The 11,317-nt window shown below is 50.8% G+C and carries 9 protein-coding genes, 1 tRNA gene and 2 pseudogenes; 10 read left to right on the top strand and 2 right to left on the bottom strand.

Going from position 1 to position 11,317, the window contains the following annotated elements; all coding sequences use genetic code 11:
- Position 1 precedes the first annotated feature (1 nt).
- The 7 genes and pseudogenes from V5A26_RS10360 to V5A26_RS10395 all read left to right on the top strand — a co-directional run.
- A tRNA-Val gene (locus V5A26_RS10360) sits at positions 2-74 on the top strand.
- A gap of 754 nt (positions 75-828) precedes the next feature.
- Positions 829-2,009: pseudogene (locus tag V5A26_RS11435) on the top strand (hydroxysqualene dehydroxylase); the annotation flags it as partial.
- 38 nt (positions 2,010-2,047) lie between these two features.
- Positions 2,048-2,404, top strand: coding sequence for a cupin domain-containing protein (locus tag V5A26_RS10375; protein ID WP_332321927.1), 357 nt, complete (start codon positions 2,048-2,050; stop codon positions 2,402-2,404).
- A 269-nt stretch (positions 2,405-2,673) separates the two neighbouring features.
- Positions 2,674-3,537, top strand: a complete 864-nt coding sequence (locus V5A26_RS10380) for a bacteriorhodopsin (RefSeq protein ID WP_332321926.1) — start codon at positions 2,674-2,676, stop codon at positions 3,535-3,537.
- A gap of 489 nt (positions 3,538-4,026) precedes the next feature.
- Positions 4,027-4,680, top strand: coding sequence for a DUF4013 domain-containing protein (locus V5A26_RS10385; RefSeq protein WP_332321925.1), 654 nt, complete (start codon positions 4,027-4,029; stop codon positions 4,678-4,680).
- Positions 4,681-4,735: 55 nt separating this feature from the next.
- Entirely contained in the window at positions 4,736-4,858 is a 123-nt protein-coding gene (locus V5A26_RS10390) for a hypothetical protein (protein WP_332321924.1), read from the top strand.
- Positions 4,859-5,054: 196 nt separating this feature from the next.
- A pseudogene (locus V5A26_RS10395) lies at positions 5,055-5,342 on the top strand (AIM24 family protein); the annotation flags it as partial.
- A gap of 2 nt (positions 5,343-5,344) precedes the next feature.
- Here V5A26_RS10395 and V5A26_RS10400 read toward each other — a convergent pair.
- Entirely contained in the window at positions 5,345-6,232 is an 888-nt protein-coding gene (locus V5A26_RS10400) for a sulfurtransferase (RefSeq protein WP_332321922.1), read from the bottom strand.
- Positions 6,233-7,040: 808 nt separating this feature from the next.
- Here V5A26_RS10400 and V5A26_RS10405 point away from each other — a divergent pair.
- From V5A26_RS10405 to V5A26_RS10415, 3 genes are all read left to right on the top strand, one after another.
- Positions 7,041-7,715 carry a DUF7119 family protein gene (locus tag V5A26_RS10405; RefSeq protein WP_332321921.1) on the top strand — a complete coding sequence of 225 codons (675 nt, stop codon included), beginning with the start codon at positions 7,041-7,043 and terminating at the stop codon, positions 7,713-7,715.
- Between the two features lie 165 nt (positions 7,716-7,880).
- Positions 7,881-8,345: a sensor histidine kinase gene (locus V5A26_RS10410; RefSeq protein WP_332321920.1), complete on the top strand. Its 465-nt coding sequence runs from the start codon at positions 7,881-7,883 to the stop codon at positions 8,343-8,345.
- Between the two features lie 171 nt (positions 8,346-8,516).
- Positions 8,517-9,962, top strand: coding sequence for a response regulator transcription factor (locus V5A26_RS10415; protein WP_332321919.1), 1,446 nt, complete (start codon positions 8,517-8,519; stop codon positions 9,960-9,962).
- Positions 9,963-9,985: 23 nt separating this feature from the next.
- On the opposite strand, the gene V5A26_RS10420 is transcribed toward V5A26_RS10415, so the two are convergent.
- Positions 9,986-11,008 carry a PAS domain-containing sensor histidine kinase gene (locus V5A26_RS10420; RefSeq protein ID WP_332322452.1) on the bottom strand — a complete coding sequence of 341 codons (1,023 nt, stop codon included), beginning with the start codon at positions 11,006-11,008 and terminating at the stop codon, positions 9,986-9,988.
- Positions 11,009-11,317: the final 309 nt, after the last annotated feature.

The following is an 11,317-nucleotide window of genomic DNA, read 5'->3' on the forward strand; positions in this document are numbered from 1 at the left end:
CGGGCTCGTGGTCTAGTGGTTATGACGCGTCCCTTACAAGGACGAGATCGGCGGTTCGACTCCGCCCGAGCCCATGTGATTCTTACAGGGTTGGTAAGAAGGCAAAATAAGGCAATTCAAGCTTTCTAAATGCAGATTCATCGTTTTTGGCCTGATTTCGGCACCCCGATTTTCGTCGGAGGACAACTGTTTCTCGCACGTGGGTTGCCGCCGTCTGCGCATCGGCGTTAGGGAAAATCGGGGAATAACATAGTATTTGGGGTGGTGCTCTGATTTGAAGCCACCTTTCAGTGGCATACGTGGCTTGATTTCTCATTTGCCAGTACTAACCTGAGCAGACGGTTGAGAATTTCTTTAGAACTATCGGTAGCGGACCACAGTGCTTGACCGACAACCTGAGCTCAGTGACTTTCCGTTAAAATGCCTTGTATGAAGACTCGAAAACAGACGTCTTGGGTCTCCTCTCCCGATGACACGCTCCTGCGGAATGCCGACCTCTAACGAGAAACCGCGTAAAATTAGGTTTCAACTTCCAATATCCGGCGATTTCACGGTGAAATTGGACGCTATTCCTTGGACACAGTTGGAATGATTCGTGGTGGGAAATCGTAAACGGGCCTCTAACCCCTAAATTTTAGCGTCCAAACACGGCCGTTCGGCTCACAATCTGATATCGGCCGTCAGATATTGGATGTGGTCGGCACGGAGAGACAGGCCCTAGATCGAATCGAACGGCTCGACCTCCTATCTGAAATTCTAGCAGATGGTGGAAACGGTACTGATGAGTTCTGCATGTTACTCGGGGACACTCCCCCCGAGAACCCCAAGCGTGTCGAACAGGTTAGAAATGAAATTTCTTGGTGGGAATTCATCGCCGCCGAAAATCGGTCCCAAGAGTTCCGAGACCGGCTTGGCTATGCAGTTCAGGCGCTTGTTGCGCTACGGCCGAAGGTTGGGAGTGCGCGAACCGTTGGGTCAATCTACGCCCAACTCCTTCTCGGTCAGTTTGACCTGTCACGACCCACAGAGCAGATATTGAATGTACCCACGAATGAGGCCTGGATCGATCCTTGGATTGACCATTTGGATTCCCGAGGCGCCGAACTTCACGCTAACTGACCAGCAAGGAAACTCGATTTTGACGGTCACAAAATCACAGGTGTCGAATTACGCGACGGTGAAACGGTAAAAACCAATGACTACGTTCTCGCAGTCCCGGTCGAAGTGGTCTCGTCTTTTATCAAACCTGATATGTACCGAAAGGCGCCCGGCTCAGAGGTATCGACCGTCTCGATACGGCTTGGATGAACGGTATCCAGTTCTATCTCACCGAGAATGTCACACTCTCACGCGGCCATCAGGTATATGCGGATGCCCCATGGGCGCTCACCTCTATCTCTCAGCGTCAGTTTTGGACTGACTATAATATTGAGAGCCGGGGTCCCGAGTCCGTGGAGGACGTTCTGTCCGTGATTGCATCGGACTGGGAAACGCCGGGGAATCTCTATGGCATACCTGCAAAAGAGTGTACGCGAGAGGAAATCTCCGCAGAGATCTGGGAACAACTAAAGACCCATTTGAACACCAAACAAACCCGGCTCAGCGACGAGATGCTTATCGATTACTTCCTTGACCCAGCGATCGAGGAAACTGAAGGTGGGGTCAAGAACCGCTCCCCGCTACTGATCAATACGGTTGGATCACTGAAGCTTCGACCATCCGCCAATGTGGGCATCGAAAATCTGACTCTTGCCAGCGATTATGTGAGGACGAACTCGGACCTTGCCTCGATGGAGTCCGCTAATGAGGCGGGTCGTCGCGCAGCGAATGCCTTTATCCAAAAACAGGGAATGGGGAGGCCGGCGCAAATCTGGGAGTTGGAAGAGCCGGACCTTTTCGAGCCTTTCAAATTGCAAGAAAGCATCCGCTATCGGCTTGGTCTTCCCCATCCAGCGGAGGTTAGCCAATCGTTGCGGTCCGTTTCAAATAAATTATTAATAAACCGTTAATACCTTAGTAGGTGAACACTAACATGAGTTGACAGCAGATGACACGCATCTCCACCACCGAACTCTTCGCGCGTTTGGACGATGAAACCGACCGCCAGCACGACGAGGTGTTGGACGAGGAGTCAATGACGGTTGAGGTGGGTCGATACGCCAGCGGGACCTCCGAGCCGAAAAATCCGCATACCGGAGACGAGATTTACTACATCATTTCCGGGTCCGGGATGGCCAGGGTCGGGGACGAGACCTACCCGGTGGAAGCCGGCGACGTGGTCTACGTCGAATCGGGTCTCGAACACGACATTTTCAACATCGACGAGGAGATCACCGTCCTCATTGTCCTGGCCGGAACGGAGGAGCCTGGGGCGTACACGATGCGCGAGCAGACAGAAGAATAAGCCCAAATACAGGCTCCGTACGGCCTCGCTAATCCTGTCGACTGTGGGATCTGTCGGATGCCAATATGAGTTGACGTCGAACGAACGGTCGACTGTGCTCTCCATTTGCCTCGAAACTCGGAGATTGTGGAATTACTCATAGCGTCGAAACACGACTCTTTCTAGCCAATCGCCTGGTGAATTCAATCTAATACTCCAAAGGGGAGTTTCCCCAACTAGATTGGGGGAATAATATATGCCTTAAGATACTGTGAGTGTGAATCGAAACCATGTTACAGATTGTACCAACTGTCCTCATGCAAGTGTCTCAACAGGACTTGTTCAAACATATTCTGAACGATTCACTCCTTGGGAGTTCGATTTACCTCAATATCGCACTCGCCGGGTTGACGTTGTTAGTATTAACATACATGGCGCGCGATGTTGCAGATCCACGTGCAAAATTAATCGTCGTGTCGGTAATGAGTGTTTCAGCCGTCTCAATTGCCAGTTACACCGGGCTCGCGTCGGGGCTGACAATCAGCATCATAGAGATGCCAGAAGGGCACGCTCTGTACGACACGGCCACAGCGTTAACTCACAGTGGTGAGGAAGTCAAGGGCACCGTCAGCCTCTGGGGTCGATATCTGACGTGGGCGTTCTCGACGCCGTTTATTTTGCTTGCCCTCGGCCTGATCGCCGGGTCAAACTTTACGAAGATCTACACGGCAATTATTTTCGATATCGGTATTATGATTACCGGCCTTGCCGCCGCACTGACCACATCGTCGTACTCGATGCGGTGGGTCTGGTACGGAATTAGCGTCACGTTCTTCCTTATCGTCGTCTACATCCTCCTGTTCCAGTGGCCCGAAGACGCCAAGGAAGCCGGAACAGAGAATATATTCAACCTTTTGAAACTCCTGACGGTCGTATTGTGGTTCGGGTACACGATTTGGTGGGCACTCGGTAACGAGGGACTGGCAATCATCGAGTCGGTGGGCCTCACCTCTTGGGGCTACAGCGCCTTCGACATCGTCGCGAAATACCTATTCTCGTTCCTGGTCGTGAAGTATGTCGTCGATAACGTCGGGAAGGTCAGCGCCGGTACCGACTACGGCGCGACGGCGAGCAGCAAACCCGAGGACGATTGACTCCAGTCCCGAGTTTCATTATAGATTCGATTCACGAAACCGCACGACGATTTCGAATCCCCTCCTGATTGTTGCCGAGTGAGTGATTCAATTCCGTAACCGTCAGTAGTTTACCACAAATTTCTTCGAGTATCCGCAACTACCTCCAACAACCTGATATTGCTGGGGGAATGAATCAATTGCAGTCTAAAGTTGGGCCAATGGCTCAGCCTGCTGCTCTGTCTGCTGAACGTGACAGGAACACACCCCTCGATGGGGCGTACTGGCATTGAAACGGAAAGGACTGGATTCCCGGCGAATTTGGGGAACCTTTGTGTGTACTCGACCAAACCTGTCTCAGCGAACCCACAAGTTCACAGTTGGGGCAATCAACTGCTTGGATTGGCAATGGAAGAATCCTCGCCCTTCGGGGCGGTTAGGACGTCAATACGTTTGAGTTGTCAAAATACCATTAGACCTATATTGGGTTCATTTGATGAGACAAGTGTAATGTTAGAAGACGGACTAAGTTATCCGTTTAGAGGTGATTGGGTCGGGCGTATAATCATTGGTGGTGTCCTGGCGTTCTTTTCATTCCTCATATTCCCGGCAATTTTCCTCTCCGGGTATTTGTATGACGTTCTACAAGCGACAATCGAAGGCGAAGACTCCCCACCGGACTTCGAGAACTGGGGTACAATGTTTGTCCACGGTATCGGTGTGACTGTTATCGGGATCGCCTATTCGATCGTACCCGTGGGGTTATACTTCATTGTCGTGACGATTTTCCTTGGCGCCGGTGGAGCTGTTGGTGGTGAAGCAGGCGGGATCCTTGCCGGGCTTGGAATCGTCGCCACGATTCTATTAATCCCAGTCTTGCTTTTCGTTTATTACATTATCCCTGCTGCAATCGCCAATTACGCGCATAAAGAAGAACTGAAGGCTGGTTTTGACGTCTCGACAATCAAGACCGTCGTCCTATCAACAGATTACCTCGTGGCCATCTTGTTTCCGATCGTCATTGCGATTGTGTTATGGATTGCATCGATCATCCTCGCGATTACGATAATTGGCCTTCTCTTCTTCCCGTTTCTACAGTTCTATGGCGAAGTGGCGATATTCCGCATGTTCGGCTCGGCCTTCAAGAACGTTCAGGTTGGTTAGGGCTTTTCCACCATCCGCAGCCGCCTGTCGGTGTTGTTTGCGTGTGGGACCCTCAGTGGGTTTACCCGATTGTGATGTCTCGACCGTGCTGAAAGACTTCGACGGTGAGGCGGAGTTGGTCCGTGTCGCTGGCTTCGATCACAAGAAGGGGTTTGCATGTGGAATGGCTGCGTACTAGAGAGGCCCAATCCATCCGACGGTCGAATCCTTACAGGGCGGGATGAGGTGGTTGAATTCGTTTTTCGAGAGATAAACTGGTCCTGATCGAGTTTGGGGATGGTTTTTATCGTTTCAGACTCAGAAACACAGGACTGGAGTTTACACCATCCCGTCCTGAAGTAGTGTTGAAGCCGCCCAAACTGGCTTCCTAACTCATGGATATCGACCAATTTGCCTCCAAACATGTAACAACAGAGATCGATACGCCATTCCGGTTGGAGAACAGTTACACGATTGACATCGCTGTTGACGGTTCAGTCCTCGCGAAAGCCGGCTCGATGGTCGCATACACCGGTGACCTTTCTTCGACTGGCAAAAGTTCGGCCGAATGCGGGATCGGTGGCTTCCTCAAGCAAGCCGCGACTGGCGAAGGCTCTCCGGTGATGTCTATCGAAGGTGAAGGGAACGTCTACCTCGCCGATAGTGAGAAGAAAGTTCAGCTACCTCACTCGGACTGACCTGTTTCTATTGGCACCCTGATGGTGTTCCCCCACTCCGTCCACGAACCATCGTAATTTTGGACGTCCTCAAAGCCGAGGAGTTCGTCGAGGACGAACCACTCGATCGATGACCGCTCCCCCACGCGACAATAGGTAATGACGGATTGATCCGACGTAATACCGACGTCCTCGTAGAGGGCTGCAAGTTCGTCCGGATCTTTGAATGTGCCATCCTCGTTCAGGACTGATGTTGTCGGAACGTTTTTCGCTCCCGGAATATGGCCGCCCCGCTGGGCCGTCTCCTGTAATTCTTCAGGGGCAATTACCTTCCCGGTAAACTCGTCCGGGGACCTGACATCGACCAGAGGAACGTCCGATTCAATGGCCTGCTCGACATCGTCTCGATACGCTCGAATGCTTTCGTACGGACCGCCAGCGCTATACTCTCGTTCTGGGAAGTCCGGGAGGTCTTCCGTCAGCGGATAGTCATTTGCGACCCAATAGGGCTTCCCGCCATCCAGGATCCGGACGTCGTCGTGACCGAAGTACTTGTACTCCCAGAAGGCGAACAGCGCGAACCAATTCGGCACCCGGCCGCCGCCGTAAATCACCAGGGTCGTATCATCGTCAATGCCGGCAGCCCAATTGAGACGTTCAAAGGACTCGCGGTCGAGGATATCCCGTGACACCGTATCACTGAGGTCCGTCTCCCAGTCGAAGAACGTCGCTCCAGGGATGTGACCCGTCTCGTAAGGCGTGTAATCTGACTCGGGGGTCACCGAGGGATTGTTTACTTCGAGTAGCCGATACTCTGCGTCTGGCTCCCGAAATTCGTCCAAATGCGACTCGATCCAATTCGCACTGACGAGAGCGTTTGTATTGCTGTCTGGCATACAAAGGATACTATCACCGTAATATAATACACCTTTTAGTAGCCGTGATTTGAACCGTCGGCTCTGACAAAGGAAAGAGGGAAAGCAACGACGTAATCTCGCCGCCTGCCCCTGTTCTTGTACAACCAAACAGTTCTTTTCGCCTACGCGAAACCAGTGAATGCTACCGTTATCAATATCCTGACTATTCTTTAGCGGCAACACGTACTCCAAACATGGAGACACAATATTCGACCAATGTACGGCATAGCGAATGAGGGGGCCCTCAAACGGGCGTTATCAGGTACTGACTACAGTTCAGGCTTTCAGCGATACAAGCAAATAATGACGGTTTTCATCGAGACCGGCACGGGTTACCGACGGCAGAAGGCTTGATTCACGGTAGAACGTGAACGAACCTATGGTCCATCGATATCCCCGTTGGTCTTCGCCGATTGCAGTCGTTCGATCCAAAGCGGGTCACGGAGTCAAAAGAAACGCTTCCCACCCGCAATCCAATGGTGAAAGAGAGGACCATGGTTGAAACATCTGAATCGAGTTCTAATTCGAAGGATCCGGGACATCTCGTCGATATTCCGGACGGATGTGGGTGTGTCGAGCTTTGGGAACGGCTGTCCGAAAATCGGGAATCTCAGGAGGACGAACCGAAATAGCAGGAGTCGTCTGACGGTGAAACCGATGATTAGACTCCGCTCGAAAAGTTAGGGAACCCAAATTGATATACGAGCAACCGCTAAATTGAGAGTAGCCGTCACAGACAGTTGACTGACATTCGACGCGAGGATAGGCAAACGCTGTTCAAGGACTCATGGAAAACGATTCGCTCCAGACAGACTCCGAACGTGGCGAACCGACGGGAGTCCCTGTTGTCCGGGGTGACCCAGAAATAACGGGGGAGCGCGCTGAAACGGCGGTCGAGTTCGATCCGAACGACCCCGAAAGTCTCACAGACGCCGAACAAGAGGTCCGGAAGTTTGGCACGGATTTGGAGAAATCATCTGCGTTCGAAATCCTTTGTGGCGCGGCCGCGTGTGCAACACTGGTACGTGGAGAACAATCCTATCGAAATGCCGCAGAACGGGCAGGAGACGAGGTGAGCGTGAATTTTCTTCGAAAATGGACTCGGGTTCACGATTTGCCACTCGAGATCCGGCGGTATATCGCTCTTCGAGAAATCGTTCCCTCGGCGGCCCAGCATGTAGCGAGAGTTGAAGGCGACGCTCGGTTCCTGCTCGCGTGGGCCATTATCGACCAGGATCTTTCCGTCCGTGAAGTTCGGTCAATCGCGAGTACGGTAAATGAAGGTGAGCCAATTCAGGAGGTCCTGGAACGGTTCGACGCCTTGCCGGGAGAAAAGCATATCTCCATTTCGACCGACAAATATCACGAACTCCGACTTGCCGCCGCCAAAGAAGCAAAAGATCTCGATTTGATCATCGAGGAAGCGATCGAAGTGTGGCTCGAAACGCAAGGCAATTCGTAATTGCGCTCCTTCAGCCGTTCTTGAGATTATATTTACTGCAAGAAACCACATTCAGCCATATGCGAATGGCTTTGATCAACGGGGGACCCAATCCATAGGGATGAAAACGACGATTCAAAACCGTTCAATTCAATCCTCGTCAACCAGCCTCAGGACGTTCTCTGGTTGGCACGAGAGGGACGCGACATCGGTCCGACGGAGCCAGTCGCACTTCAGAACGTAGTCGAGAAGGCCTGGGAGGTCGTCGCAGACGGCCTAGACGGGGCCGAACTGCAGTTTGCAAACGGCGGAACCCAGCTGCCATCAGTCCGTGCTGACGATGACCGACTCAGTCAACTCCTCGAAAATCTGCTTCGAAACGCGGTCGAACATAGCGGCGAGGACATTACTGTCACCGTCGGAGCGTTATCAGACGGCTTCTACGTCGAAGACAATGGCCCTGGCATACCAGCGGACGAACGAGACGCCGTATTCGACCCGGGATACTCCACTGCCGAGGAAGGAACTGGCTTCGGGTTGAGCATCGTCAAACAGGTAGCTGAGGCCCACGGCTGGGACGTTCGAGTGACCGACGGGTCCGCGAACGGGGCACGGTTTGAGTTTTCTGGCGTTGAGTTTACTGCTGGATAGATCCACTATACCGGTCACTTGGTTTCTGATAGATTTATGGTAATTAACAATCCGTTACTGATGAAAGAACACGTTTTTTGTCCAGGCCTCTGAAATCAAGTTATACCTAAGCATCATACATGTTATTTGGATGTTTACCGGGCAATTAAGAATCTACGAGGGCTTTAATAGGTGGTTGCACAAAGGGCCGGTAAGTGCTGGATGACCGTACACATTCTCATCGTTGAAGACAACCGTGAAATGGCCGATCTTTATGCCTTATGGTTATCCGACTCGTATACCGTTCATAAGGCATACACCGGCCGAGAAGCGCTAGAGTTGCTAAGTGAAAATATTGATATCGTCTTACTAGACCGAAAGATGCCTGGCCTCTCTGGGGATGCCATATTGGATCGGATCCGTGACCAGAACCTCGACTGTCAAGTCGCAATGGTAACGGCTGTGGACCCCGACTTCGATATCATCAATCTCGAATTCGATGCCTACATTACGAAACCCATCTCGAAAGATGAGCTTCAGGATTCAATCGACCGGCTCCTGACTCGTGCTGAATACGAGGAGCCCTTACAGGAATATTTCACCGCCCGGGCACAACAGGAAACGCTTGGACACGCTCAATTATCAAACTCTCTTAACATCCATCAGGAAGACGACGAGGGGAAGCCGAAAATAGACATGGATGAAGTAAGTGCACATTCTCTTCCACCGGCTATAGCCAATTTGGCAGACGAGTATGAAACCACCCTCGGTCATCGCGACCGATTTCTGCTGAAATGGCTGCATATAGTCTTTTCATTTTTTGCACTATCATCGGTCCACGAAGAGTTTGCCAAACAGGCGCGGGGTGACAAGACACTTGCAAGTATGTTCGTCATGCTTCTCGACGATATCGGTGAACGTCACAAAGATTTTGCTACGCTTACAGAAGTATCGAAGCTCCCTTTCGACCATCAGCCCGTCAATTATGACGCACCGGGTGTCAATGAAGCGTATTTGGAGATGGCTGAATCGGTATGGGACACGTTACAGTCGCGATTAGAAGATGCGCCTCGCTACGATGAGATCGAATCGCTCTTACAATTCGACCTTCGACAAGTGATTCACGCCATTCGATATTCGATGTTAGTGAGCGAGCGCCCCGAAATCGCTAATCTACAGGAATCCGAAGCAATTGAAACCCACAATATGATGATGCTCGCGTACGCTGAAATCGATCTTGCCTATTCACCTGGCGTTAAAAACGCGGAGTTGGGGAAGTTGCGGTCCCTGATTCTTCGTCTTCAGAAGATGGCCCGGATCGGAAACTGGATCACAACGTGGGAGCGAGAACTAACCGAACGAGACTTCAGTTCTGGTGTTATCGTCTATGCGCTCGAAAATGACATTATTTCTCCAGAGGATCTTGATGGGATTGCTGAGGACGACGAGCGCCGTGAACAAGTCGGTCGTGCAATTCGCCAAGCATCCGTCGAGGAAGTATTAATCGATCAGTGGCAAGATCGGTTAAATCGACTCCGGGAGAATCCCCCCGAGATTGATTCAATTAATGTGGAGGGACTTATTGATGGGATAGAACAGGTAATGGCGTATCATCTCGCCAGCCGGGGATTGAAGTAAACTGAGACCAACACCCTCGGAAGTCACCAATTCACGTTTGTTTTGGGTAGAGAGATTTCAAACGTCGCACCTCCCATTTCATTGTCGGTTACCTGAACATTACCCCCATAAATGTCGATAACGAGATCGACGAAATATAAGCCAAATCCTTCCCCATGTTGCAACTGATCTTTTTCCTCGCGACCGAAAATTTGCTGTTTTCGCTCATCGGGAATTCCCGGTCCATTGTCTGCAATGTTGACGATGATTTGATCCCTTAGTTCGGAGGTGTCAATTTTTATAACTGTGTCGGTGCGGTTGTGGATGACCGCATTTTCTAAGACATTTTTAATGGCAGTCGCGAACAGATCATTTACCGCCACTTTCTGGGTTGATAGTGATCCGACGATAAACTCTGCGTCGTCGTATTCGTCTTCAGCGCGGTTAATTTCATTCCGGAGAACGGTATCGAGCTGAGTCGCCTGAAGTGGTTGTTCGAACCCTTCAAACAGTACCTGTTCGAGGTCCTGTGCATTGTTACTCCGGCTAATGAGCCGGTCGACGATTTCCTGTATGTTGCTCGTATAGGCCGTAATTTCGGGATCCGAAATTTCGGATTCGAGAGTTTCTGCATAGCCCCGAATGAGAGACATTTCGTTTCGAAGATCGTGACGAAGGACGCGATGAATAACCTTGAGCGCCTGTTCATATCGACGCCGGTCAGTAAGGTCAATAAATATCCCACTATACCCTCGTTTCTCTCCATCCACAAACAGCGGGATTGTAGAGCCACGACCATAGACCATATCGCCTTGTTTTGTTTCGGCCTCGAAGAATCCCTCCCAGGACCGATTAGCATTGAGCAAATTAAGGACTTCTTGGAAGGTTTCGGGATCTGAAAACAGCATCGATGGAACATTGCCAATTAGTTCATCTCGCGAATATCCGGTAAACTCAACAACGGCGTGATTAACGTCTACTATAATGTAATCCGTGTCCGTTATGACCATTGGATTCTCTGTGTTGCGAAAAGCCTCTTCATAAAGTCGCAAATTGGAATCTGGCATTTCTTACCAGAGATTTGGCGTGCTTAGTTTTAAACCTGGTTAAATAACGGAAATGGATTTTTTTTGAATGTGCATAGTAAATAATGAGCCGGCCCTTCCAACCACGGATGTTTAATAATATCCTCTGCGCATATGTATGTCACCAGTCAATTGGATTTTCCGGGAATTATTTTTCTGAATGAACCCTCTAGGCCTTGTTTAGACGCTTGATTTCACGGGTTAGATCCCTCAATGAAGCGTTCGATGTTTTGGACCGCACATTTTATGACAAATTCATGGAATTGACCGAACCAGGTTCTTGCCCATAAC

The sequence above is a fragment of the Halodesulfurarchaeum sp. genome, from assembly GCF_036626455.1.
Lineage (GTDB): Archaea > Halobacteriota > Halobacteria > Halobacteriales > Halobacteriaceae > Halodesulfurarchaeum.

What these genes read in the sequence shown, in the direction of transcription:
- V5A26_RS10375 (WP_332321927.1), top strand. Translation starts at nt 2,048, where the DNA reads ATGACACGCATCTCCACCACCGAACTCTTCGCGCGTTTGGACGATGAA.
- V5A26_RS10380 (WP_332321926.1), top strand. Translation starts at nt 2,674, where the DNA reads ATGTTACAGATTGTACCAACTGTCCTCATGCAAGTGTCTCAACAGGAC.
- V5A26_RS10385 (WP_332321925.1), top strand. Translation starts at nt 4,027, where the DNA reads ATGTTAGAAGACGGACTAAGTTATCCGTTTAGAGGTGATTGGGTCGGG.
- V5A26_RS10400 (WP_332321922.1), bottom strand. Translation starts at nt 6,232, where the DNA reads ATGCCAGACAGCAATACAAACGCTCTCGTCAGTGCGAATTGGATCGAG.
- V5A26_RS10405 (WP_332321921.1), top strand. Translation starts at nt 7,041, where the DNA reads ATGGAAAACGATTCGCTCCAGACAGACTCCGAACGTGGCGAACCGACG.
- V5A26_RS10420 (WP_332322452.1), bottom strand. Translation starts at nt 11,008, where the DNA reads ATGCCAGATTCCAATTTGCGACTTTATGAAGAGGCTTTTCGCAACACA.